Raw genomic sequence first — 24,269 nt, 5'->3', positions numbered from 1 at the left:
ATGCATTGCTAAGGTTAATACATGCTCCTGTCGTTAGGGAGGCAGCACCTAAAAAGCTTAGATACAACGCCCCATTCAATATTTTTTGAAATGAAAATGTTGTTGAGAAAAAGTATAATTCTCCTCGAATTTTTTACTGGTATAATTTGATGAATGCCATTGCGTTCTTTTTCTTTTTTTATTTGAATTTAATAATTTAGGTTGATTTATTTCAAACGCATTTCAAGGTATTTGTTTTGTAAACCTAGTTTTTCGTATAAAATTTTAGCTGGATTATCGGGTTCTACGTGTAATGCGATATTTCCTTCTGGTGGTAGCAATTACTTTTTGCATTAATTTTTTTCCATAACCTTTTCCTCTTTGGGATTTATCAACTGCAATATATACAAGGATGTCTTTAGGAATATAGTCTTTTATTCCTGTATTGTTTAAGATGCAGGCTCCCATGATTTTATTTTCTTCCATACCAAGTACAATTGTTCCTCCTTTAGCAGGGTTCATTGCATATGCAATAGCCTTAAGTATATCTTCAAGAGTATCTCCATATTGTTCTAGGTGTGTATGAAGAAATTGAGCAATTATTTCACCAGTAAATGTTTTATCCTCTCCTTGTTCAGGAGTAATTTATCTTGAATTCCATTTTGTTATTCTTTTTCGATTATTTGAGCCCTGTTTTGAAATTTTTTCAAAGGCAAAAGATGCAATATGAATTGCAAATTGATATGGTTTTTTAGTCAGATTCCAATAGGTAAAATTATATTTGATAAATGGCAAATATAATTTTTGACTAAAAATGTGATAGATGTTTCGCAATTTAAGGAAAAATAACTGTAAAATAACTAAAAAAGCCCGTTTATTTTGTTTTTAGCAAATATCAAGCAGGCTAGTTTTATTGATTTTTAAGTGTAAAATGAGGGCTTTTATGGATAAATTAAAAAGTAGTTTTTAATTGCTAGAATGCAATTTGTAGCCAAAATCGGTATGATAAAAAGAGAAATTAATACAGTTATAATTTTAGACTTCCATTAGCTGGCTTTTTAATTGATTTATCCTGTACATATAGTAATTGAAAAAAATAATAGTAGAAGTATTTTGTAAATAAGAGAAATGAATTATTTTTAGTTTTTATTAGATGTTTTCTTTTATTTGTAAATTGAAAGTAAAATAATGTTTTTTTTAATATTTATAGACCATAATTCTGTAATAATAAAATGCTATCTTTGCACAAAATAATTTTGAAGTAATTAGAGATAGTTTTACATTATTAATCACATTTTTTTACTTATAATTATTGAATACCTCCCTCCCCCCTTTTACTTGAAGGAAAAAAGTTTTTTTTACCTTCTAAATGTAATGTCTCTAAGTTAATTAGATTCATATACGTGCTATTTTTGATAATCTAATTTTAAGGATTATTAAAACAACGCCTGTATATAATTACATTAAGTAGATAGATTTTATGCCTATGATAAAAAAATTATAAACAATTAAAATGTATCAATTATGAATGGAAAGGGTGATATTTTAACAATAACAAAGATGTTATATAATAAAAAAAAAAAGAGTAAGAATTAAATTAGTGCTGCTAATTCTAATTGGGATGAATTTTTCGAGCTTTGCTCAGGACTCAAGCACAGGAATTAATATTAAGACACCAGATGCAGGTGCAGTCCTTGAAGTTTTTTCTACGTCTAAGGGATTTCTTCCACCAAGACTTACAACAATACAAAGAGATGCGATTAATTCAAAACCAGCAGGATTGATGATCTATAATAGTGATCTTGATTGCCTTCAATATTGGAATGGAACTAAATGGATTGGACAATGTCCCACTTCAGGAAGTGGAGTCTTTATTAAAGATTGCAATGCAGGAGTACTGAGTGGATTATATAATAAAGGTTTAGTAATGACTACTCAAAATACCCTTATCCTATCTGTTACAGTAACGGAGTTAGGCCCATGGAGCGCTTCTTCGGATGTAGTAAATGGAATTTCCTTTAGCGGAAACGGTACATTTAATGCAACAGGAGTACAGAATATTACTTTGACGGCAACTGGAACCCCTATTACAGTCGGAGATTTTACTTTTTTGCTTAAAATGGATACATCAGTTACATCATTTTGTAATAAAGTTATTAATTTTAATAATTCTTTTCCGCCTACTCCAGATCTTACAGCCAGTACTTCAGGACTTAAATTGTCCTTTACAAGTAGTGGTAGCATTATAAACGGAACAGTAAATGAGCAACCGTTGAGTGCCACATTTAGTAGTTATACTGAGATTAAAACCTACTCTGCCGCATATACTAGCTGTGGTGTCACCATAAATGATAGTGATAGTATGTGGTTGCTTGGTAATGGCAGTTCTTCTTCTTCCATGACTATTAAATTTAATAGACCTGTAAGCAACCTAAAAGTATATCAAAATGCTACTGATCTACTAGAGGACGTTAATTATGTTTTAAAACTCAATGGAGCTGTAGTGTCAGGAAGTTTACAGTTATCTACTGCTTACCCCCAAAATTGTAATTCTGTTTTTACTGTTTCGGGAACACAAATTACCAAATCTAATGGTTCTACTAAGGCTGGAGCTCTTTATAATGTTGGTGGGTCTTGGTTTGACGAAATTATCATTACTCATAATGGAACAGGAGGAGGTTCTCTTTTTAATTTTTATTTGGGATCTGCTAAAAATTAATAACATGTCTCCTTGAGTGTTTCTAATGTAAAACCAATGGGGAGTAGCTATAGGTCTCAAAAGGTCTTAAACTTTCTATTATCTCCTTAAGCATGAGGATAGAAAGTTTTTAGTTTTCAAATACTTTTACCTATCATAAATAAAACGGATATGTTAGTTAAAGTATACAGAAGTACTCTTTTTGGTATTGATGGCACAATGATAACTGTTAAAGAGGATTAAGTATACAAAAAATATGTTTCTTTAAGTCGATTTACTGTTAGTATAAAATGAGTACTGCATTATACCTTTTGTAGTATTTATTTTTGGATTGTATTTGTCATAATTTTTTAATATATTGTTTAGTTATTCTCTTAATTAATTGAAAAATATATTTGATAATGAATACTATAATTATACGCAGTGCTTGTCATAATGATATGGAGAAGCTTCTTTTTTTTGAACAAGAATTAATTAATGCTGAAAGGTCATTTGACCCAACATTAAGCAAGTCAGGTGTCAAGTATTACGATATTGAAAAAATGCTGAGTTCACCAGATATAGAACTACTTGTTGCAGAATTAGATGGTGAAGTTATTGGTTCAGGTTACGCAAGGATAGACAATGCAAAGCCCTATTTTAAATACGCACAATATGGTTACTTAGGATTTATGTACGTTGATCCTAAATTCCGTGGCAGAGGTATTGTACATAAAATAATTGAAAAACTTACTGAATGGACTACTTCAAAAGAAATCACTGAACTTCGCTTAGAAGTATATCAAACAAATGAATCTGCAATAAAAGCATATGAAAAATTAGGTTTTACAAGTCATTACATTCAGATGAGAAAGGAAGTATAATAATTTAATCAGGATTTAAGGATTGTGAGTTTTGAAACGCACTTATTTGTAAATTAAATATTACAAATAAGTGCGTTTTTAATTTATATTTGAATATTTTTACTTATCATAAATAAAAGGAATTATGTTAGTTAAAGTATACGGAAGTGCAGTTTTTGGTGTAGAAGCCACAACTATTATTGTTGAGGTAAATATGGATCCGGGTATTGGGTATCATTTAGTAGGTTTACCAGATAGTGCAATCAAAGAAAGCTGTTTTAGGATTGCAGCAGCATTAAAAAATAACGGGTATAAAATGCCTGGCAAAAAAATAACTATAAATATGGCGCCAGCCGATTTACGTAAGGAAGGTTCGGCTTACGACCTAACTTTGGCAATTGGTGTTTTAGTGGCTTCAGATCAAATAAAAGCACCTGAACTAGATAAGTATATTATTATGGGAGAACTTTCGCTTGACGGAAGCTTACAGCCCATTAGAGGCGCTTTGCCAATTGCTATAAAAGCTAAAGAAGAAGGGTATAAAGGATTTTTTCTGCCAAAACAAAATGTTAAAGAAGCTGCAATTGTAGCTGGTTTAGATGTGTATGGAGTTGAGAGTGTACAGGAAGTAATAGACTTTTTAGAAGGAAAAGGAACTCTGGAAACCACAGTTATAGATACAAGAGCAGAGTTTTATAAAACGTTAGATTTTCCCGAATTTGATTTCTCGGATGTAAGAGGGCAGGAGAGCATCAAGCGTTGTATGGAAATTGCTGCAGCTGGTGGACATAATATAATTTTAGTAGGACCTCCGGGAGCAGGAAAAACTATGCTCGCCAAGCGATTACCTAGTATTTTACCTCCAATGACATTAAAAGAAGCACTTGAAACGACTAAAATTCATAGTGTTGCAGGAAAACTAAAAGAAGTAGGCTTAATGAATCAAAGGCCTTTTCGTTCACCGCATCACACTATTTCGAATGTTGCATTAGTAGGAGGTGGGAGTTATCCGCAACCAGGAGAAATTTCGATGGCGCATAATGGAGTATTATTCCTGGATGAATTGCCTGAGTTTAAAAGAGATGTCCTCGAAGTAATGCGACAACCGTTAGAAGATCGTGAGGTAACAATTTCTAGAGCAAAGTTTACCGTTACCTATCCGTCTTCTTTTATGCTTGTGGCAAGTATGAACCCAAGTCCAAGTGGATTTTTTAACGATCCAGATGCACCACAAAAATCTTCTCCACACGAAATGCAACGGTACTTAAGCAAGATTTCGGGACCATTATTAGACCGAATTGATATTCATATAGAAGTTACTCCAGTTCCCTTTGAAAAATTAGCAGATGATAATAAAGCCGAAAGTAGCGTACATATTCGCGAACGTGTTACGGCAGGACGTGAAATCCAAGCCAAAAGATTTGAAACATTCGAGAATATAAATTACAATGCTCAAATGAACACTAAGCAAATCAGGGAGTTTTGTGCACTCGATGAACAATCAAAATTATTATTAAAAACAGCAATGGAACGACTTAATCTTTCGGCCAGAGCCTATGACAGAATTTTGAAAGTAGCCAGAACTATCGCCGACTTAGAAGCGGCTCCCAATATTATTTCTTCTCATATTGCCGAAGCAATTCAGTATCGTAGTTTAGATCGTGATGGCTGGTTGGGGTAAAGTAAGTATGATTTATATAAAAACATAGAAACATAGATTTTGTATTCTGAAAAAGGTATTTCATTTATTTAAAAAGCACAAAGTTAGCTATGTGGAAGAAATGTATTTTTTTTTGTATTCTTTCTCAAACATAAAATCTATGTTTCTATGTGTTAAACAAAAAAAGAGCAACTTATTAAGGTTGCTCTTTTGAATATATTGAGTAAAAGGTGTAATTATGCAACTACTTTTTTAGATTCTTTAACCTCTTTAACCTCTTTACGCTCTAATAAAGCCATATAAAAACCATCAAAACCAGACTCAGAAGCCAATATCTTGTGATCTTTTACAAAAGTAAACTGCTTACCAATTTCTGTTTTTAAGAATTTTTCAACTTGCTCTTGATTTTCAGAAGGTAATATAGAACAGGTAGCGTAAACTAATTTACCACCTGGTTTTACAATCTTAGAGTAACTTTCTAAAACTTCAGCTTGAACTTTGCGGATGTTATCAATAAACTCAGGCTTCAATTTCCATTTAGCATCAGGGTTTCTTTTTAAAACACCTAAGCCACTACAAGGAGCATCTATTAAAACTCTATCTGCTTTTTCATGTAATTTCTTAATTACCTTAGTAGAGTCAATAATACGGTATTCAATATTAAAAGCACCATTACGTTTTGCTCTAAGCTTTAATTGCTTCAATTTACTTTCGTATAAATCCATTGCAATTAATTGTCCTTTGTTTTCCATCAAAGAAGCAATATGCAATGTTTTTCCTCCAGCACCAGCACAAGTGTCAACAATGCGCATTCCTGGTTTTACATCTAGAAAAGCGGCTACACGTTGTGAGTTAGCATCCTGAACCTCAAAGAAACCTTGTTTAAAAGCATCAGTTAAGAATACATTAGCTCTTTCTTTAAGAACTAAAGCATCTGGTTGCTCTTTTAAAAATTCAGTTTCAATATTTAAGTCCATTAAGATAGCTCTTAATTTCTCTTTAGTAGTTTTTAGAGTATTTACTCTAAGTATAACTTTAGCAGGTTGGTTTTGAGCAGCAATTTCTGTAGCCCAAAGTTTTTCGCCTAATTCTTTAACACCTAATTCATCCATCCAGTCTGGAATAGACTCTTTTATAGCTCTAATTTTAGAAAGTTCGTCAAAACGGCCTTTTATTTTTCTCTCAGGAACACCTTCGAGTTGGCGCCAGTCAGGAATAGGATATCCTCTTAATACAGCCCATACCGAAAACATTCTCCAAAGATTATCTCTGTCAAATGGTTCTTTAACTTCAGCAATTTCACTGTATAATCTTTTCCAACGAACTATTTCGTATATTGTTTCTGCGACAAATTTCCTGTCAGAACTTCCCCAACGCTTGTCTTTTTTTAATGCTCTTGCAACCACTTTATCTGCATATTCGCCTTCATTGAATATAGCATTTAAAGAATCGATGGTCGTATAAACTAAATTTCTGTGTAATCTCATTTTAAATAATTGAGCTGCAAAGGTAGTATTAATTGGTTGAAAGTTAAATTTTTAATTTTGAATGTGCATTTTATATTTTTGGACCAAAAAAAAAACACTCTTTTAAGAATTAAAAGAGTGTTTTGTAACTATTTAGCAAGGCTTAATGAACCCTTGTTAAACCTATGTTTTCTGGAGCATGAAGCACCATTGGGAATTTTTCAATTTTTACAGAACTACTGTCTAAACCAAAAGCGCGTTCTTCAGATAAACTTAATTTCATTAATGAGAATAAGAGTTCATGATAATATTTTCGTGCCATCTTAGGTCATTATCGTTAGAAAGGAATTTCTCAGATAATACAAATTTGAAATCTCCAATAATATTATTTTTGTTCAATGACTCATATCGGCTTGTAATATCGACTTCACCTTTTTTTACCATATCACGAATAACTTCTCTAAACATAAGGTTGATTTTGGTAGGTTCTCTAAATCCTAAATTAAAATCGACTCTATAGATGTCATCTTTAGCAATTTCGGTAACTTTATATTGAGTTTTGTATGGCTCAGTCAAAATATTTACGTGAACAAACCAGTAAATATCAGCTCTCTTTGGACGCTTTTGCAAAATAGAATAAATAACTTTCTCCTCCAATTCATCTACACGACTAGCATTCGTCATATAAACTAAATGCGTTGCATATTTTGGAATAGATAAATCTTCACTCAATTCCATTAATACCTTTTTATAGTCTTCAATCTTGATAACTTTAGTGTAGTTTTTATTGATTTTCTTAGCCAAGAACCATATTGTCATAATAAGGATAAGAACAGAGGCAATAATTAATGTTACATAACCGCCTTCTGCAAACTTAGTTACATTAGCAATTAAGAAACTGATCTCGATAGCTAGGTATATTGTAATTAAAGGAACCATGAAGTATAATTTTACTCGTTTCATGATCAAATAAAAATTAAGTAAAATGGTAGTCATGATCATACATAAAACAATTGCTAGACCATACGCATGTTCCATTTTTCCTGATTCTTCAAAATGCAATACGATTCCAACACAACCAAAGAATAATAACCAGTTGATAGAAGGAATGTATAATTGTCCCTTAACTTCAGTAGGATATTTTATCTTCACTTTTGGCCAGAAGTTCAATCGCATCGCTTCATTTATCAATGTAAATGAACCACTAATAAGCGCTTGAGAAGCAATTACTGCAGCAAGAGTTGCTATAACAATTCCGATAGGCTGAAACCAATTAGGCATGATTAAATAGAATGGATTTCCATTTCCTCCTAAACCTTGTAAGGTCTGGCCTTCATGATGAATAAGAAATGCTGCTTGTCCAAAATAGTTTAGAACCAATGCCGATTTAACAAATATCCAGCTTATACGAATGTTTTTTTCTTCCACAATGCCCCATATCAGAGTATAAAGCCTCGGCTCCAGTTGTACATAAGAATACAAAACCTAATACAAAGAAACCATCAGGATGTATAGATAGCAAACGATAAGCATAATAAGGATTTATTGCTTTAAAAACTTCAGGGTAATGTACAATTTGGATTACTCCCAAAACAGCAAGCATAGTAAACCAGATTAACATCATTGGAGCAAAAAATTTACCCACTAGTTTAGTTCCGAATTGCTGTATCGTAAATAAAACGAATAAGATTGCTATAACAATAGGAACAGTATTTATACTAGGGTAGTAGGTTTTTATTCCTTCTATTGCAGAAGAAACAGAAATTGGTGGTGTAATAATACCATCGGCTAGTAAGGCACTTCCTCCAATAATGGCGGGAACAATCAACCATTTAATCTTTGTTTTTTTGACCAAAGCGTATAAGGCAAAAATTCCACCCTCGCCATGATTATCAGCACTTAATGTGATGAGGACGTATTTTATGGTTGTTTGAAGTGTTAATGTCCAAAAAACACATGAAATACCACCTAGAACAATGTCGGCATCGATTATATGTTTGCCAAGTATGGCTTTCATTACATATAAAGGAGAGGTCCCTATATCACCATATATAATTCCTAAAGTGATTAATAAACCTCCGAAAGTTAACTTACTATGTAAGTTCTTGTGTGATGCGCTCATTTAATTTTTAATTTTATAAAAGTCGCGTCAAATTTACTGTTTTAAAACAAATTAACATCGAATTATGAATAATAAAGATAAAAAAAACACGATGGTTACATCGTGTTTTTGTTTTAATGAGCTAAGTATAATAAAATTAACCTCTTCGGTTGCCGACTCTTTCAGAAGAACTGCTTTCTCTTGGGCTAGAATTACCTCTGGAAGCCGAATTAGATCTTTGGTCATTAGAGCCTTGTGGGCTTGATTGTCTAGCTGAGCTTGTTCTGTTTTCAGAATTTCCCCTAGAGCTTTCCGTTCTTTGAGACGAATAATCTCTAGAAGCATTTCCTCTATTTTGACTATAATCTCTAGTCGTTTCAGCTCTTTGCGTAGGTGTTGCTACATTAGAATTCCCTCTATTTTGACTATAATCTCTAGTCGTTTCTGTTCTTTGTGTAGGTGTTACTACAGTAGAACTTGGTCTGTTTTGAGTATAGTCTCTAGTGGTTTCATTTCTTTGAGTAGCATTCCCTCTATTATAATCTCTAGAAGTATTTGTTTCATCTACAGATGTTCCAGCTGAGTTTGATCTATTTTGAGAATAATCACGAGTAGTTGGTCTAGTAGTAGCATTATTTTCTCTAGAATTTGTTCTGTTTTGTGAGTAATTTCTATTAGTTGTTGCCGTTCTATCAGTAATTCTGTTAGTATTAGAATAAGTACTATTTCTTCTGTTTGTTTCTCTACTAGCAACACGTCTCTGGTCTAATTCATATCTGTTGTTTACATTGCTGTTACGTTGAGAGAATCCATTGTTAGGATTACGTCTTTCATATCCATAAGAACGATTAGAGTTGTATATTACAACAGCTGCACTACTTCTTCTATGGTTTACATAATTATAATGGTTGTTTACATTAATGCAAATATTAATATTACTTCTGTATCTATAAATTGGGTAAGGTCTCCATGCAGTATAGTAAGTTGGATAGTAATTCCATCTCCAGCTTGAATAATAAGGACGGTAATTGGTTACCCAAAATGAAGTATAAATTACTGGAGTAACTGTATAGACAGGCTCATAGATATAATTAGAGCCATAAATAAAGTCGTTTCCAACAACTTGTATATGAACTTTGTTAAAAGAATCTCTCTCTAAATCAATTGTTGCTACATCTTGGTAAACATCACGGTCAAGAACTGCTTGTATGATAATTACATGGGTTCTGTTTTCTACGCTTTCAATTACGCGTAAATAATCTACTTGATTATCATCATTTAAATCAAGATTTGATATTTGATATTTGGGTTCATTTAATCTTCTTTCGAAATCTTGAAGATTTGCGGATTCTCCAAAAATTGAAGCTACAGCTCTTAAATCTAAATTATCACTAATATCAGAATTTTTAGCATATACAGTAGCTCCAGCTTGAGCTTGTATTGTAGCAAACCCTAAAGTTAGTAGGCCTATTAAAAGTAGTTTCGTTTTCATGATGTATCGTATTATGATTGTTGTTTTGAATTATCCAATTACTGTGCCACAAAAAATATTTAGGATTTTGATTTTATGTAAATAATTGTATTTTAGCATAAAAATAATTAAAAACATCATGAAGAAACTGGCTCTCTTTTTAAGTTTTTTTAGTTTGGTAGCGCATTGTCAAACAGTAGATTACAATGCAATTGATAAAGGATTTAAGTCGGTAGAGATCGATACATTGTTTAAAGATCAAATAAGTATTAGAGCACTGGTAATCGATAAAAACAAAGTGTGGTTTGGTGCAGATAATTCACGATTTGGATATTATGATTTGAAGGATAAAGAAAAATATGTAGAGCATATTTATAGAGATACTTTAAAATTGGAGTTTAGAAGTATAGCACAAACATCAAAAAATATATTTTTGTTAAGTGTTGCAAATCCCGCTTTGCTTTATCAAGTTTCTAAAGAAACTAAAAAAACTAAATTAGTTTATAAGGAGGTTAATGATAAAGTGTTCTATGATAGTATGCAGTTTTGGAATGATGCTGATGGAATTGCTGTAGGAGACCCTACTGAAGATAGTTTTTCGATATTAATAACACGTGATGGAGGTAATACATGGGTAAAATTATTAGCAGATCAGTTGCCTACAATGGCCAAAGGGGAAGCTGCATTTGCAGCAAGTAATACTAATATTGTTATAAAAGGAAAAAATACTTGGTTGGTTTCTGGAGGAAAAAGAGCAAGAGTTTTTTATTCTAATGATAAAGGGAAAACGTGGAAGGTTGGAGAAACTCCTATTGTACAAGGAAAAACAATGACTGGGATTTTTACAGCCGATTTTTACGATTCTAAAAACGGATTTATTGCCGGAGGTGATTATGAACTTCCAGAGCAAAATTCAGATAATAAAGCAATAACGACCGATGGAGGGAAAACGTGGAATTTGATTGCTCAGAACTCGGGCTTTGGTTATGCTTCTTGTGTGCAGTATGTGCCTAAAAGTAAAGGAAAAGAGCTTGTAGTAGTTGGAGCTTTAGGATTACATTATTCAGCAGATGGTGGAAATTCATGGAAGCAATTGTCTACAGATTCAAGCCTTTTTACAATACGATTTATAAATTCAAATACTGCAATCGCTGCAGGACATAATAAAATGGTTCTAATCCGATTTAAAAAATGAGAACCCTAAATAATAAAGTAATTATTATAAAGGGTTCTCCGCTGTTGTTATTTTTAAGAAGGGTTTAGTTTTTACCTGCTTTATCTCTATATTGATGTAATAGTTTGCGATTAAAGTCATCTTCTGATTTTCGCAGGATTATGATTTTTTTCGCAGGAAGTATTTTCTTCAAGTTGGTTGTGTATTTTTTTCGCAAAAGATATAATTCTTCATCAGTATTTTCGATTTGGCAAACTAATGAAGCAGCTTCTTTCTCTGACATATTTTTTAAACTCTCGTCAGTTAACTTTCTTGTATACGCTTTCATTTTTTGATGTCTTAACTCAAATTGTTTATCATCATATGCATTGTATATTGGCCAGAATTTTTCTGACTCAGCTGAAGTTAAGTCTAATTCGGTTGTTAGAAAAGAAACTTTATATGCTTTTATTTTTTCTCTTTTCTCGTCCATTTTTTCATTTTGAGCATAAAAAGGAAGAGTAATTAAGAATAGGAATATCGGAAGTATGTTTTTAATTTTCATCTGCATCATTTTAATATAATTATATTTTTATTCTAAAATTAGATGTTCAATATTAGCATTCGATGTCAGAAGATCTTCTATAGTTTCATCTCCTAAAGCAATATTTTTATCTAAATTTTTAATGTCATTTGTGTCTAGTTCATGAATTAGGTCATATTGATTTAAATTAGATTGATAAGATAGATACGTCTCTAAGGTTGCTTCGTCAAGTTCTTTAGATTTTGTTACATATTTATTAACTATTGGTATAGTTAATGCGATGACAAGTACAGCTGCTACAGCAATGAATGTTTTTCTATTTCTTGCAAACAAAGAAATTGTTTTAGGTTCATTTTGTGGCAGCTTCTCTAATAGACTTACCGAGAAGTTTTCAAAGTAATTTTCTGGAGTTTTAAATCCAGTTTCTATTTTAGGCTCGTTTTCTAATTTAAATGCTTTCATAATATATATAAGACTATATTAGTTGTAAAAGGTTTAATTGGATGTAACATAAGCTTCTATTTTTTTTACAGCATGATGATAAGATGCTTTTAATGCACCAACAGAAGTGCCTAATATTTCGGCAATTTCTTCATATTTTAATTCTTCAAAATATTTCATTTTAAAAACCAATTGTTGCTTTTCAGGAAGCGTAACGATGGCTTTTTGTAGTTTTAGCTGAATTTCATTTCCGTCAAAATAAGTATCGGCTTGAAGATTATCAATTGTTTTATTCTGTAGTGCCTCAGCAGTTATTCCGCTTAATTTAGCTTTTTGACTTAAGAAAGTTAAAGCTTCATTGGTTGCAATGCGATATACCCATGAGAATAGTTTGCTATCTCCTTTAAATTTATTTAGATAGCGAAATACTTTCACAAAGGTGTTTTGTAAAACATCGTGTGTATCATCATGATCCAAAACAATATTTCGGATATGATTATATAATGGTTTTTGGTAATCAGACACAAGTTTTTGAAACGCTATATTTTGCGTCTTCGGATTCAATAACTCTTGTATAAATACCTTTTCGTCTGTCAACTTTATAAATTGTATAAGTTAGAATAGAATTATTTGAAAAGGTTTAATCTCCATTTGGAGTTTTTAAAACTCCGATTCCTCTTCTTTAGCAGGAGGAGGGGTGTGGGTTGGAGTAGTTTCTGCTCTTGGGGTGTGAACCACAGGGGTTTGTACAGGAACTACCTTCGGTTTTACAGGGTAATAAATCTCTGTAACCCATTTTGAAGGATTTGCAATTTCTGATTTACTTACCGAATAAATTTCAAGATGTGACCAATTAAAATCAGGAAATAGTTTTTGATTGTTAATATAAGCTGTAGCTTTTTCTAGTGCTTGTTTGGTATGTGAATAATCTCCTTTTAAAGTTGTTTTTACAGCTTCAAATGATTCTAGTTTACCAGTTGAAATATCACTTCCGGCACTTGTAAAGATTTCTTTTTTGATAGGGACACAAATAGATATTTTGGCTAATCCGTTTGTAGTATCGTATGTATGATAAATTACAAAAGGTTTTCCGTTGATTTCAATACCATTGGCTTCACAAAATGAAATTAATTTAGGAGCAACAACTCTAACATTTTTGGTGATTTTTGCAATTTCGCTAGTAAACGATTGGCTGATATAAAATGTTTCTGGTTTTTTTACAACTCCATCTACTTTGATATCAAATGTATTGGTTTCGTAAACTAATATTTTATCTAAGTTTGCTAAGCTTTTTTCATACATAGTACCAATAACTTTATCGGCACCACCATTAAGTGCTGAGTATATTTTGAAAAGAAAACTCATTGTTCCTTTAGTTTTCCATGTAACTTTTGTACCTCCAAGTGTATCTTTAAAAACCCATGAAACGTCAGCCAAACTTCCGCCAAAATTCATTTTTTGTGTAATACTTTGTGCGTCAGTAACAGCAATAGTTTTCATATCTCCACTTCCGTCATTTCCTTTCCATGAAAAGGATGCATTTAATCCAGAAGTATTTTGAGGATAAACAAATTGCATTGTAGGATCTTCAACAATCCAAGAACTAAAATCTGCCCAGTTTCTATAGTCGTTTACGAAATTAAATAAAGGAGCGCGTTGTGTTTTTATGACTTTACTTCTCTCAACTGTGAAATCACCTTTTTGAGTAGCTACAAATACGGTTAAAGAGACTAAACTTAATAGTAATAGTAGGAATATATATTTTTAAAATTCTCATAGTATCTTGGTTGTTTTGAGATGCAAAGTTATAAATTTAATTAATATCAGATGGGGTATATTAAAAGGTCAAAACTAGGCCTTTTTTGTTGATTTTTTGACTTTTCGAATAGTTTTATATAAAAAATTTGGAGGAAAAATGATTAAGCAATATAAATAAAATTAGTCTTTGAAAACAACCCAAAGGTAATATTAACGTTGTTTTTTATATTTTTTTTAAAGAAAATGTATCTTTGATGGATAATAATAATTTTATAAACTAAATATCATTAATAATGAAATTACTTAAAGCTGCAGGAATTTTTATGATTGCTGGTGTTTCGGTTATTTGTAACGCACAGGTTGCTAATACATCTAAGTTGAAAACAAACAATGATAAGCCTTTTGATTTTACAGTAGAGCAATTTGCCGACATTAAAGTATTGCGTTATCAAATACCAAGTTGGAAAATTTAACGCTCAAAGAACAGGAATTAGTATACTATCTTACACAGGCAGGAACGGCTGGTCGAGACATAATGTGGGATCAGAACTATAAGAATAATTTAAAAATCAGAAAAGCACTTGAGCAGATTTATGTAAGTTATAAAGGAGATAAGAAGAGTTCTGATTGGAAAAATTTTGAAATTTATCTTAAACGAGTATGGTTTTCTAATGGTATACACCATCATTACTCTAATGAGAAGATTAAGCCTGATTTCTCAAAAGAATATTTTGAAGGTTTACTAAAAGCTACAAAAACTAAATTGGCAGCAGATGTTACAGCTATTTTGTTTAATAATGAAGATAGTAAAAAAGTAAATCTTGATGAATCGAAAGGATTGTTAGCTGGTTCCGCAATTAATTTTTATGAAAAAGGAATTACATTAGAAGAAGCTGAAGACTTTTATAAAAACAAACGAGCCCAGATCCAAAGAAACCTATTTCTTATGGATTAAATTCTAAATTGGTTAAAAATGCAAAAGGACAATTAGAAGAGAAAGTTTGGAAAAGTGGTGGAATGTATGGAGCCGCAATAGATAAAATTATCTTTTGGTTAGAAAAAGCAAAAACTGTTGCCGAAAATAAAAAACAAGGAGATGCAATAGGCTTGCTAATCGAGTATTACAGAACAGGAAGTTTAAAAACTTGGGATGATTATAATATTGCTTGGCTGCATGCTACTGAGGGCAATATAGATTATATAAGTGGTTTTATCGAAGTGTATAATGACCCATTAGGGTATAGAGGTTCTTATGAAGGTGTTGTGCAAATTAAAGATTTTGATATGTCGGCCAAAATGGAAGTAATATCAAAAAATGCACAGTGGTTTGAAGATAATTCACCATTAATGGCAGAGCACAAAAAGAAAAATGTTGTAGGAGTTTCATATAAAACGGTTATTGTAGCAGGAGAATCAGGTGATGCTTCGCCAAGTACACCAATTGGTGTGAATCTTCCTAATGCTGATTGGATTCGTGCAGAGCATGGTTCAAAATCAGTATCATTAGGAAATATTATAGATGCTTATTCTCAATCGGGAGGAAGCGGTAAATTACAAGAATTTGCTAACGATCAGGAAGAAATTGCACTAGCAAAAAAATACGGAGAACTTGGAGATAAACTACATACAGCTTTGCATGAGGTTGTAGGTCATGCTTCAGGGCAAATTAATGAAGGAGTTGGAACTCCAAAAGAAACTTTAAAAAGTTATGCTTCGACTCTTGAAGAGGGTAGAGCAGATTTAGTAGGTTTGTTTTATTTATACAATCCAAAATTACAAGAACTGGGATTAGTTGATGATTGGAAAAAAGTTGGAATGGAGTCGTACGACAGTTATATCCGTAATGGATTAATGACTCAGTTGGTTCGTTTGGAGTTAGGTGCAAACATTGAAGAAGCCCACATGAGAAACCGTCAGTGGGTAAGTGCTTGGGTTTATGAAAAAGGAAAGAAAGATAATGTGATTGAAAAGATTACCCGTAACGGTAAAACCTATTTTAATATTACTGATTATGATAAATTACATGATTTATTCGGGCAGTTATTACGTGAAGTACAGCGTATAAAATCTGAAGGAGATTATAATGCAGGAAAAGCATTGGTAGAAAATTATGGTGTAAAAGTAGATCAAACGTTGCATGCAGAGGTTTTGGAACGTAACAAACAATTCCCATCAGCGCCATATAGTGGATTTGTAAATCCTGTTTTGGAACCTAAGTTAGACGCAAAAGGGAAGATTATTTCGATAGAAGTAAAACAGCCAAAAACATTTGCAGAACAAATGTTGAACTATTCTAAAAACTTTGGTTTCTTGCCTTTAGAAAACTAATAAGGATATAATAGATTAATGAAAATGCCCGTTAAATTAACGGGCATTTTTTATGAAATAGATTATCGTTTGAAGAATATTTTTATCAGAAATAGAATAATGATAAAAGCTATGAAAACTAGCAAAACCTTATAATTTCCTTTGTAGAATATTTTGTGAAGGCCTACATCTTTTCTATAGGCAAATATCATTGCGATTACAAAAGCGATAAAAAAACACAATGCAAATATTAATTGTCCCTGACTAAACATAAGTTTAAAATTTTTGTGGCAAATTTAGGCAATAGTTTAGGAATAGTTGTTAATTTAGTATATCATTTAATCAAATATAATTATGCAAAAACAGATTGATGCAGTGAAGGAATTTCATACTGCTTTTAAAATTGGACATAGCGAATCACCAATTGCAGATTTGGGAGAGACAAAAAATATACTTCGTTACAATTTGATGAAGAAGAAAATGAAGAATATCTTGAGGCAGTTAAAAATAATGATTTAGTAGAGATTGCCGATGCGCTAGGAGACATGATGTATATATTGTGTGGAACAATTATTGAACATGGTTTACAAGGAAAAATTGAAGCTGTTTTTGATGAAATCCAACAAAGTAATATGAGTAAGCTTGGTGAGGATGGACAGCCAATATATCGTGAAGATGGAAAAGTGATGAAAGGACCAAATTATTTTAAACCTGATTTTTCTAAAATTTTAAAATAGTAACAGCTTAGGAAGAAAAAAAGCATAACATGTATTTATATAAAACAGAATTTCTTATTCAGATAGTTGAAAAATCATAATTTAATTTACTTCGTGTCTTCTAAAAAAAAAGGCGATTTTCTTAATGAAAATCGCCTTTAGTTATATAATGTAATGAATTATTTTACTTGAACAGTCCAGTTGAAAGTATCTTCAGCTAGTTTGTTTTGTATACCTGTTAATTTTTCTTTAAAAGAGAAGCATAAGAATCAGCAGCTTTAGGCAATTCGTAATATTCATCTTTGTATGAGAATCCTTTAATAACACTTACTACTGCAGCAGTACCAGCACCAAAAATTTCTTTTAATGATCCGTTTTTAGCAGCTTCAACTAGTTCAGAAGCTAATACAGAACGAACTTCAGTTTTTAAACCTTCTTTTTCTGCAATTGCTAATAAACTTTTACGAAGTAATTCCGTCTAGGATTCTTTCACTTGTAGGTGCAGTTAATAAAGTATCGTTAATTCTGAAAAATACATTCATTGTACCTGCTTCTTCAAGTTTGGTATGTGTTGCGTCATCAGTCCAGATTACTTGCTGGAATCCGTCTTCATTTGCCAAGTTTGTTGGATAAAACTGTGCTCCATAGTTACCAGCAGCTTTAGCAGCTCCGATACCACCATTTGCAGCTCTACTATAGTGTTCAGCAATAATAACTTTTACTTCTCCAGCATAGTATGATTTTGCAGGTGAAAGTAAAATCATAAATTTATATTCATCAGAAGGGTTTGCAACAACTCCAGTACCAGTTGCAATCATAAACGGACGGATATACATACTGCTTCCGTTTCCTCTTTTAACCCATTCAGCGTCTAATTTTAATAACTCATTTAATCCATCTAAGAAAAATACGATTCAGGAATTTCTGGCATCGCCATTCTTTGCAGAAGCATTAAAACGTTTGTGGTTTTCTTTGGGTCTAAAAAGCCAAATAGCATCTTTATCATCTTTATAAGCTTTCATACCTTCAAAAATTGCTTGTCCCATAATGAAAGACTTTTTGAAGATGGATCCATTAAAATTGGAGCGTAAGGCTTAATGACTGGTGTTTGCCATTCTCCATTTTTAAAATCGCATTCGAATAAATGGTCTGTAAATACAGCGCCAAAGCTTAAGTTATCAAAGTCTACATCATTTATTTTTGATGAAGTTGCTTTAACGATTTCAATTTTGTTTGATTGAGTTGTACTCATGATAAAGTATGGTTTTTATGAACTATATTCATTGTTCAAGATTGTAATCTAAAACATTGAAAAGATGTGAAATAAATTTTATTAATTGCAAAATTAAGTAATATATATATAATTTGACTGCTAAAATGATATTAATTATGGTGTTTGACTGTGATTTATTTATTTTCTAAAAAAGTTTAAAAAACACCTTGATTTTATATGAAATTTATGAAAAAACTACAGTTTTTTAAGGCTTTACGCATTTGTTTTGATTAAATTTGACTTCTAAATAAGACAAAAACATAAATAAACGGATTTATAAATTGTGAAAAGAGAAATAATTAAAACTCTAGATGGTTCAACTACAATTCATTTGGAAGAATGGGGTGAATGTTATCATTCTAAACATGGAGCGATTCAGGAAGCAATGCATGTCTTTATGAAAAAATGGACTTTCGTTATTTGCTGATAATTCTATTGCTGTATTAGAAATTGGCTTTGGAACTGGATTGAATGCTTTTATTACTTTTTAGAAGCTAATAAGAAAGAACAGCATATAAACTATGTTGGAGTAGAGGCGTACCCTGTAGTTGCCGATGAGGTGTTTATGATGAATTATGTTGCCGAATTGGGCGCAGACGAGCATGAGGATGTGTTTAAAAAAATGCATGAAAGTAATTGGGATGAAAAAATGAGGATCACTAATTTATTTGCATTGACTAAAAGAAAACAATTTTTTCAGAAAATTAATGATGTTGAAGCTTTTGATTTGATTTATTTTGATGCTTTTGGATATCAGGTGCAGCCTGAGCTTTGGAGTACCGATATATTCAGAAGAATGTATGCCGCTTTAAAACCAAATGGTGTTCTTGTAACTTATGCTGCTCGAGGAGTTGTTAAAAGAAGTATGATTGAAGTAGGATTTATAGTTGAGAAACTGCGGGCCTCCAGGAAAAAGAGAGATGTTTAGAGCTCGTAAAGTGATGTAAATCATGCTATTTAGATTTGTTTCAAATTGCTATATGTGCATTTAAGAAAACGTATTCGTGAATAATAAAACAAAAAAATAAGTTAAAACAGGAACACTTGATTGTAAATTGCTTATTTTTACGTCAGTTAAAAAATAATAGAGATAACCCCATAATCTTAATTTATTATGTCAAAAATAATGTTTGATTACACGAAATCAATACTCGAAAGAGTAAGTTTCAACCCGGTACTTTTCTTAAAAGAATTAGAGAAAGCTATCAAAACACTATTACCATACGAAATGGAACAATTGGAAGAGTGGTTATTAAATTTTACAATCGGAAAGCCCGAATTAAAAGAATGTCTACTAATCGTTAAAGTATAGATAAAAAAAAGGAACCTAATTAGGTTCCTTTTTTTATTTCTTTTGTATAGGACTTATTATCTGAACATTTTGAAAAACAATAGCACCTTTTACAACACCAGCAATAGTATCTCGTAAAGCATCGATAATTTGAATTTTTAATTCGCTTTTAGGATATATTAAGCTTACCTCTCTGGCAGGTTTAGGTTCCTTAAAGTGGCGAAGCTTTAATTTATCAGTGTCTTTTAAATCTAATGTATGTAAATAAGGTAATAATGTTGTGCCTAAACCTTCGTCGGCTAATTTTATAAGTGTTTCAAAACTTCCGCTTTGTATTTGGAAAGCATTATTTTCTACATCTGTACCATTTTTGCAAAGGTTTAAAATACCATCTCTAAAACAATGTCCGTCTTGTAGTAGTAAAATTTCATTGATATTTAAATCAGATACTTCAATCTCTTCTTTTTGAAAAATAGAATGCTGTTCAGGGATGTAAGCAACAAAAGGTTCAAAATAAAGAACGATCTCTTTTATTTTTTCATCTTCTAATGGAGTTACTGCAATTGCAGCATCAAGATGTCCATTTTTTAATTTGGTTATAATTTCGTCCGTATTAAGCTCTTCAATTAATAGTTTAACCTTTGGATATTTCTTGATAAAATTATTCAAGAACATTGGTAAAAGCGTAGGCATAACTGTTGGGATAATTCCTAATTTGAATTCGCCTCCTATAAAACCTTTTTGTTGTTCGACGATATCTTTTATTCTATCAGCTTCATTAACAATGTTTTTAGCTTGATTTACGATTTTTTGTCCAATTTCTGTAAGTTGAATTGGTTTTTTGCTTCTGTCGAATATTAAAATACTAAGCTCCTCTTCTATTTTTTGAATTTGCATACTAAGAGTAGGCTGAGTAACGAAGCATTTTTCAGCAGCTAAAGTAAAATTTTTGTGTTCAGCAACAGCTAGAACATATTGTAGTTGAGTTATAGTCATTTTTAATAGTATTTTCTGATGCAAAAATAAGAAAATATAATTTTTTTTTATAGCATTTTCGAAAAACTTATTTTAAATTTACAATTATTAGAAATATAAAATTAATACATATGAAAACTAATATTTTAGGATTGCCAGTAAAAGAGTCAGAATTAATTGTTAAAGAATTAAATGTCTTACTATCAAATTTTCAAGTTTATTATCAAAACTTGCGAAGGAATTCACTGGAATATTCGTGGAAAACGTTTTTTGATTTACATGTAAAGTTTGAAGAATTATATACAGATGCTCAAGTAAAAATAGATTTAATTGCAGAGAGTTCTTACAATAGGAGGAACACCATTACATACTTTTGAGGATTAATATTAAAAATAATAAAATAGACAGTTGGGAAAAACATTTCGAATGATGAAAAAGCGGTTCATTTGATTGTAAGTTCATTGACTGATTTACTGAAGATTGAAAGGGAAATTTTAAAACAATCGGATGAAATTAATGATGAAGGAACTAATTCGATGATGAGCGATTTCATTTCCGAACAGGAAAAAAAATTTGGATGATGAGAGCATGGTTAGAAGAAGATTTGTAAAATAGAATAACCAAAAAACCAGAATGGCATTAAATAGCTGTTCTGGTTTTTTTTTGTTAATGTTAAAATTGTTTAAAATTTTCAACTTAGTGTTTTGATTTTATCAGTTTAGCTCTATTTTTGCACTAATGAAAAAAATTGCATACATATTATTATTTCTATTTGTTGCTTTCTTATCGACGCCACCGATTGTGACGATGATTGAGAAAACATGTGATGTGTCTGCATTTTATAGTTTTTCAGAAGAAGAACATTCACATAAAGAAGATCAAAGTTTATGTGTATCATCCTGCATTTCATGGAGAGTTTGTTTTACCTATGTTTGACAAATCAAATCTTATATTGTCAGAAAAATTATCTAAAACATGATAAGATTCTGCGAGCGTTTTGCTCCGCCACCTAATTTGGCATAGTACATCCAGTTATATACTTTAAACGTTTCTTATTTAATATACAGTAGATATTTTACGAACATTTTTTATTATTGTATTATGTAAAAGAAAGTAAATCTTTTTGCCAACCTTAAATCTGACTTTGCTTCAGGTTTAGTAGTGTTTTTAGTGGCTCTTCCGTTGTGTTTAGGTATCGCAATGGCCTCTGGTGCTCCGTTATTTTCTGGAATTATTTAGGAATTATTGGAGGAATAGTTGTAGGTTATTTGAGTCAATCACGTATTTAGTGTATCAGGCCCTGCAGCTGGTTTAACAGCAATCATCCTTACAGCAATTACCGATTTAGGAGCTTTTGATATATTTTTAACCGCTGTTTTTATCGCTGGATTAATCCAGTTAGGATTAGTTTATTAAAAGCGGGTAGTATCTAATTATTTTCCTACCAATGTAATTGAAGGAATGTTAGCAGGTATTGGAGTTATTATTATTCTGAAACAATTGCCACATGCATTTGGATACGATGCTGATTTTAGAGGAGATCGGCATTTGTTCAAAGTGATGGGAGCGACTCAATTCATCTTTGTTTGAAATCTTCAACCATATTCATATGGGAGCGGTGATTATTACATTAATCTCTTTTGCTATATTAATTTCATGGGATAAGGTCCCTTTTTTGCAAAAACTAAGTTAATTCCAGGTGCACTTGTTGCAGTTGTTGCTGGGATAATTGTAAATGAAATTTTTATTTCATCAGGTAGCCCATTGGCTATTGGTAAAGAGCATTTAGTATCGTTACCAATTCCAACATCGTTTGAAGAGTTTAAAGCAATTATTGTAACGCCTAATTTTACAGGGATATCCTGGTCCACAGGTTTGGGTTGTAGGTTTGACAATTGCAATTGTAGCTTCTATCGAAACATTATTATGTATTGAAGCTGCAGATAGAGATGGACGTTCAAAAGCGATATACAAATACCAATGTTGAACTTAAAGCACAAGGAATTGGAAATATTGTAAGTTCACTTTTAGGAGGTTTGCCAATGACATCAGTTGTTGTATGATCTTTCAGCAAATAATAATGCTGGAGCAAAAATCAAAAATGTATGCAATCATCCATGGTGTTTTATTATTGATAAGTGTACTGGCTATTCCAGTAATTTTAAATAAAATTCCATTAGCTACTTTGGCTACTATATTAATATTAGTAGGATATAAGTTGGCTAAACCAGCAACCTTTATTCATTTTTGGGAAAAAGGAAAATACCAATTCATTCCATTTGTTGCAACTTTAGTATTTGTTGTAGCAACAGATCTACTTAAAGGAGTTGCTTTAGGAATTATAATTAGCGTTATTTTTGTTTTAAGAGGGAACTTAAAAAGAGCATACAGTTTCAAAAAAGAAGAGTATGAAGATGGAGATGTAATTCATATCGATCTTGCTCAAGAAGTTTCTTTCTTGAACAAGGCAGCTATTAAACTTACATTGAATTCGATTCCAGAAAATTCAAAAGTAATCATCAATGCGCATGATACCGTGTATATTGCTCATGATATTCTTGATTTAATAAAAGAGTTTAAAGAAACTAGAGCTGTTGATCAGAACATTAAAGTCAAACTTAAAGGATTTAAAAAAGCTTACGAGTTAGAAAATACTCCCGATTTACAGAATCATGTATCTATAGAACATTATTATGATGTTGCAAAAAGAGCCATGGTTAAAAAAACAGAAAAAGAAAAATTTTAAAAATAATAGTTAAATAAAGCTGTGGTGATGTGTTTACGGAGGATTAAAAAGAGGTAATTTTACAGGAGACTTTTTTAGAATCCTCTAAACACTAGAATTTGACAGTTATAAAAAAAAAATATGAAAGAGTTTTATAAACAAATATTAGATAATAATAAAAAGTGGGTTAAAAATCATTAGCTATCGATCCTAACTATTTTGCAGATTTGGCCAAAGGACAAACGCCACCTTTATTATGGATTGGTTGTTCGGATGGTTGGTGTTCCAGCAAACGAAATCATTCGAGCAACGGGAACCAGGTGAGGTTTTTGTACATCGAAATATTGCCAATATAGGTGGTTCACTCAGATATGAACATGTTAAGTGTTTTGGATTATGCTGTGAATGTTTTAAAAGTTAAACATGTTATTGTTTGTGGACATTACGGTTGTGGTGGTGTTAAAACAGCAATGGGGAATCAATCAGTAGGAATCATTGATCACTGGATTAGTCATATTAAAGACGAATACCGTTTTACATGATAAATATTTAAACTCTATTGAAGATGAAACAGAACGTTTTAATGCTTTTGTAGAAGTAAACGCTAAAGAGCAAGTTTATAATTTAGCAAAAACTTCAATTGTTCAAGGCGCATGGAAAAACGGTCAGGACTTGATGTTACACGGTTGGGTTTATGGTTTGAATTCAGGATTTGTAACTGATCTAAATGTGAATATTAGTCGAATGATGAACTGGATGAAGTTTATCAATTGAAATTGTAAATATGTAAACAAAAAAAATCGCCTTTAAAGGCGATTTTTTTGTTTTTATTCGTTTTCATCATTTTTTAAGTTCTCATTAAATGCCGA

18 protein-coding genes and 7 pseudogenes are annotated in these 24,269 nt (G+C 31.5%); 13 read left to right on the top strand and 12 right to left on the bottom strand.

The window, feature by feature from the left end; all coding sequences use genetic code 11:
- Positions 1–273: 273 nt before the first annotated feature.
- A complete protein-coding gene (locus AC1RYN_RS04090; RefSeq protein WP_481805928.1) occupies positions 274–501 on the bottom strand; it encodes a GNAT family N-acetyltransferase in 228 nt (75 codons plus the stop codon).
- Between the two features lie 1,099 nt (positions 502–1,600).
- On the opposite strand from AC1RYN_RS04090, the gene AC1RYN_RS04085 reads away from it, so the two are divergent.
- From AC1RYN_RS04085 to AC1RYN_RS04075, 3 genes are all read left to right on the top strand, one after another.
- Positions 1,601–2,698: a hypothetical protein gene (locus AC1RYN_RS04085; protein WP_481805927.1), complete on the top strand. Its 1,098-nt coding sequence runs from the start codon at positions 1,601–1,603 to the stop codon at positions 2,696–2,698.
- A 380-nt stretch (positions 2,699–3,078) separates the two neighbouring features.
- The gene (locus tag AC1RYN_RS04080; protein ID WP_481805926.1) at positions 3,079–3,540 is read left to right on the top strand and encodes a GNAT family N-acetyltransferase; all 462 of its coding nucleotides are present in this window, start codon (positions 3,079–3,081) and stop codon (positions 3,538–3,540) included.
- Positions 3,541–3,664: 124 nt separating this feature from the next.
- Complete coding sequence (locus tag AC1RYN_RS04075; protein WP_481805925.1) at positions 3,665–5,200, top strand: YifB family Mg chelatase-like AAA ATPase; 1,536 nt, start codon at positions 3,665–3,667, stop codon at positions 5,198–5,200.
- A 215-nt stretch (positions 5,201–5,415) separates the two neighbouring features.
- Here AC1RYN_RS04075 and AC1RYN_RS04070 read toward each other — a convergent pair whose 3' ends face one another.
- The 3 genes and pseudogenes from AC1RYN_RS04070 to AC1RYN_RS04060 form a co-directional block, all read right to left on the bottom strand.
- Positions 5,416–6,666, bottom strand: a complete 1,251-nt coding sequence (locus AC1RYN_RS04070) for an RsmB/NOP family class I SAM-dependent RNA methyltransferase (protein WP_481805924.1) — start codon at positions 6,664–6,666, stop codon at positions 5,416–5,418.
- A gap of 142 nt (positions 6,667–6,808) precedes the next feature.
- Positions 6,809–8,767, bottom strand: a pseudogene (locus AC1RYN_RS04065) (KUP/HAK/KT family potassium transporter).
- Between the two features lie 136 nt (positions 8,768–8,903).
- The gene (locus AC1RYN_RS04060; protein ID WP_481805923.1) at positions 8,904–10,238 is read right to left on the bottom strand and encodes a hypothetical protein; all 1,335 of its coding nucleotides are present in this window, start codon (positions 10,236–10,238) and stop codon (positions 8,904–8,906) included.
- A 118-nt stretch (positions 10,239–10,356) separates the two neighbouring features.
- Between AC1RYN_RS04060 and AC1RYN_RS04055 the strand changes: the two genes are divergently transcribed.
- Complete coding sequence (locus tag AC1RYN_RS04055) at positions 10,357–11,412, top strand: sialidase family protein (RefSeq protein ID WP_481805922.1); 1,056 nt, start codon at positions 10,357–10,359, stop codon at positions 11,410–11,412.
- Between the two features lie 64 nt (positions 11,413–11,476).
- On the opposite strand, the gene AC1RYN_RS04050 is transcribed toward AC1RYN_RS04055, so the two are convergent.
- From AC1RYN_RS04050 to AC1RYN_RS04035, 4 genes are all read right to left on the bottom strand, one after another.
- Positions 11,477–11,935: a sensor of ECF-type sigma factor gene (locus AC1RYN_RS04050; RefSeq protein WP_481805921.1), complete on the bottom strand. Its 459-nt coding sequence runs from the start codon at positions 11,933–11,935 to the stop codon at positions 11,477–11,479.
- 27 nt (positions 11,936–11,962) lie between these two features.
- The gene (locus tag AC1RYN_RS04045) at positions 11,963–12,376 is read right to left on the bottom strand and encodes a hypothetical protein (protein WP_481805920.1); all 414 of its coding nucleotides are present in this window, start codon (positions 12,374–12,376) and stop codon (positions 11,963–11,965) included.
- A 33-nt stretch (positions 12,377–12,409) separates the two neighbouring features.
- The gene (locus AC1RYN_RS04040; protein ID WP_481805919.1) at positions 12,410–12,952 is read right to left on the bottom strand and encodes an RNA polymerase sigma factor; all 543 of its coding nucleotides are present in this window, start codon (positions 12,950–12,952) and stop codon (positions 12,410–12,412) included.
- Between the two features lie 63 nt (positions 12,953–13,015).
- Positions 13,016–13,933: an SRPBCC family protein gene (locus AC1RYN_RS04035; protein ID WP_481805918.1), complete on the bottom strand. Its 918-nt coding sequence runs from the start codon at positions 13,931–13,933 to the stop codon at positions 13,016–13,018.
- A gap of 473 nt (positions 13,934–14,406) precedes the next feature.
- Here AC1RYN_RS04035 and AC1RYN_RS04030 point away from each other — a divergent pair.
- Positions 14,407–16,441: pseudogene (locus tag AC1RYN_RS04030) on the top strand (dipeptidyl-peptidase 3 family protein).
- 62 nt (positions 16,442–16,503) lie between these two features.
- On the opposite strand, the gene AC1RYN_RS04025 reads toward AC1RYN_RS04030, so the two are convergent.
- Positions 16,504–16,692 (bottom strand): hypothetical protein, encoded by a 189-nt coding sequence (locus AC1RYN_RS04025; RefSeq protein ID WP_035624553.1) that lies wholly within the window; start codon positions 16,690–16,692, stop codon positions 16,504–16,506.
- Positions 16,693–16,774: 82 nt separating this feature from the next.
- Here AC1RYN_RS04025 and AC1RYN_RS04020 point away from each other — a divergent pair.
- Positions 16,775–17,157 (top strand): annotated as a pseudogene (locus AC1RYN_RS04020) (pyrophosphohydrolase domain-containing protein).
- Positions 17,158–17,315: 158 nt separating this feature from the next.
- Here AC1RYN_RS04020 and AC1RYN_RS04015 read toward each other — a convergent pair.
- A pseudogene (locus AC1RYN_RS04015) lies at positions 17,316–18,388 on the bottom strand (branched-chain amino acid aminotransferase).
- Between the two features lie 304 nt (positions 18,389–18,692).
- On the opposite strand from AC1RYN_RS04015, the pseudogene mnmC2 reads away from it, so the two are divergent.
- Both mnmC2 and AC1RYN_RS04005 read left to right on the top strand, forming a co-directional pair.
- A pseudogene (gene mnmC2, locus AC1RYN_RS04010) lies at positions 18,693–19,356 on the top strand (tRNA (5-methylaminomethyl-2-thiouridine)(34)-methyltransferase MnmC2).
- Positions 19,357–19,523: 167 nt separating this feature from the next.
- The gene (locus AC1RYN_RS04005; protein ID WP_290262412.1) at positions 19,524–19,721 is read left to right on the top strand and encodes a hypothetical protein; all 198 of its coding nucleotides are present in this window, start codon (positions 19,524–19,526) and stop codon (positions 19,719–19,721) included.
- Between the two features lie 33 nt (positions 19,722–19,754).
- Here AC1RYN_RS04005 and AC1RYN_RS04000 read toward each other — a convergent pair whose 3' ends face one another.
- The gene (locus AC1RYN_RS04000) at positions 19,755–20,696 is read right to left on the bottom strand and encodes a LysR substrate-binding domain-containing protein (protein ID WP_481805917.1); all 942 of its coding nucleotides are present in this window, start codon (positions 20,694–20,696) and stop codon (positions 19,755–19,757) included.
- Between the two features lie 110 nt (positions 20,697–20,806).
- Here AC1RYN_RS04000 and AC1RYN_RS03995 point away from each other — a divergent pair.
- Together AC1RYN_RS03995 and AC1RYN_RS03990 are read left to right on the top strand one after the other, a co-directional pair.
- A pseudogene (locus tag AC1RYN_RS03995) lies at positions 20,807–21,285 on the top strand (Dps family protein).
- Positions 21,286–22,136: 851 nt separating this feature from the next.
- The gene (locus AC1RYN_RS03990; protein ID WP_481805916.1) at positions 22,137–22,265 is read left to right on the top strand and encodes a hypothetical protein; all 129 of its coding nucleotides are present in this window, start codon (positions 22,137–22,139) and stop codon (positions 22,263–22,265) included.
- Between the two features lie 53 nt (positions 22,266–22,318).
- On the opposite strand, the gene AC1RYN_RS03985 is transcribed toward AC1RYN_RS03990, so the two are convergent.
- Entirely contained in the window at positions 22,319–22,546 is a 228-nt protein-coding gene (locus tag AC1RYN_RS03985) for a hypothetical protein (RefSeq protein ID WP_481805915.1), read from the bottom strand.
- A gap of 60 nt (positions 22,547–22,606) precedes the next feature.
- Here AC1RYN_RS03985 and AC1RYN_RS03980 point away from each other — a divergent pair, with 60 nt between their 5' ends.
- The 3 genes and pseudogenes from AC1RYN_RS03980 (at position 22,607) to AC1RYN_RS03970 (ending at position 24,182) form a co-directional block, all read left to right on the top strand.
- The gene (locus AC1RYN_RS03980; RefSeq protein ID WP_481805914.1) at positions 22,607–22,738 is read left to right on the top strand and encodes a SulP family inorganic anion transporter; all 132 of its coding nucleotides are present in this window, start codon (positions 22,607–22,609) and stop codon (positions 22,736–22,738) included.
- 38 nt (positions 22,739–22,776) lie between these two features.
- Entirely contained in the window at positions 22,777–23,421 is a 645-nt protein-coding gene (locus tag AC1RYN_RS03975; RefSeq protein ID WP_481805913.1) for a SulP family inorganic anion transporter, read from the top strand.
- A gap of 120 nt (positions 23,422–23,541) precedes the next feature.
- Positions 23,542–24,182: pseudogene (locus AC1RYN_RS03970) on the top strand (carbonic anhydrase).
- Positions 24,183–24,269: the final 87 nt, after the last annotated feature.

The sequence above is a fragment of the Flavobacterium sp. TC780 genome, assembly GCF_056783245.1.
This window is presented reverse-complemented; position numbering and strand designations above follow the sequence as displayed.

What these genes read in the sequence shown, in the direction of transcription:
- AC1RYN_RS04075 (WP_481805925.1), top strand. Translation starts at nt 3,665, where the DNA reads ATGTTAGTTAAAGTATACGGAAGTGCAGTTTTTGGTGTAGAAGCCACA.
- AC1RYN_RS04050 (WP_481805921.1), bottom strand. Translation starts at nt 11,935, where the DNA reads ATGAAAATTAAAAACATACTTCCGATATTCCTATTCTTAATTACTCTT.
- AC1RYN_RS04060 (WP_481805923.1), bottom strand. Translation starts at nt 10,238, where the DNA reads ATGAAAACGAAACTACTTTTAATAGGCCTACTAACTTTAGGGTTTGCT.
- AC1RYN_RS04035 (WP_481805918.1), bottom strand. Translation starts at nt 13,933, where the DNA reads ATGCAATTTGTTTATCCTCAAAATACTTCTGGATTAAATGCATCCTTT.
- AC1RYN_RS04090 (WP_481805928.1), bottom strand. Translation starts at nt 501, where the DNA reads ATGAACCCTGCTAAAGGAGGAACAATTGTACTTGGTATGGAAGAAAAT.
- AC1RYN_RS03990 (WP_481805916.1), top strand. Translation starts at nt 22,137, where the DNA reads ATGTTAGCAGGTATTGGAGTTATTATTATTCTGAAACAATTGCCACAT.
- AC1RYN_RS04000 (WP_481805917.1), bottom strand. Translation starts at nt 20,696, where the DNA reads ATGACTATAACTCAACTACAATATGTTCTAGCTGTTGCTGAACACAAA.
- AC1RYN_RS04070 (WP_481805924.1), bottom strand. Translation starts at nt 6,666, where the DNA reads ATGAGATTACACAGAAATTTAGTTTATACGACCATCGATTCTTTAAAT.
- AC1RYN_RS04055 (WP_481805922.1), top strand. Translation starts at nt 10,357, where the DNA reads ATGAAGAAACTGGCTCTCTTTTTAAGTTTTTTTAGTTTGGTAGCGCAT.
- AC1RYN_RS04080 (WP_481805926.1), top strand. Translation starts at nt 3,079, where the DNA reads ATGAATACTATAATTATACGCAGTGCTTGTCATAATGATATGGAGAAG.
- AC1RYN_RS04005 (WP_290262412.1), top strand. Translation starts at nt 19,524, where the DNA reads ATGTCAAAAATAATGTTTGATTACACGAAATCAATACTCGAAAGAGTA.
- AC1RYN_RS04025 (WP_035624553.1), bottom strand. Translation starts at nt 16,692, where the DNA reads ATGTTTAGTCAGGGACAATTAATATTTGCATTGTGTTTTTTTATCGCT.
- AC1RYN_RS04045 (WP_481805920.1), bottom strand. Translation starts at nt 12,376, where the DNA reads ATGAAAGCATTTAAATTAGAAAACGAGCCTAAAATAGAAACTGGATTT.
- AC1RYN_RS03975 (WP_481805913.1), top strand. Translation starts at nt 22,777, where the DNA reads ATGTATGCAATCATCCATGGTGTTTTATTATTGATAAGTGTACTGGCT.
- AC1RYN_RS04085 (WP_481805927.1), top strand. Translation starts at nt 1,601, where the DNA reads ATGAATTTTTCGAGCTTTGCTCAGGACTCAAGCACAGGAATTAATATT.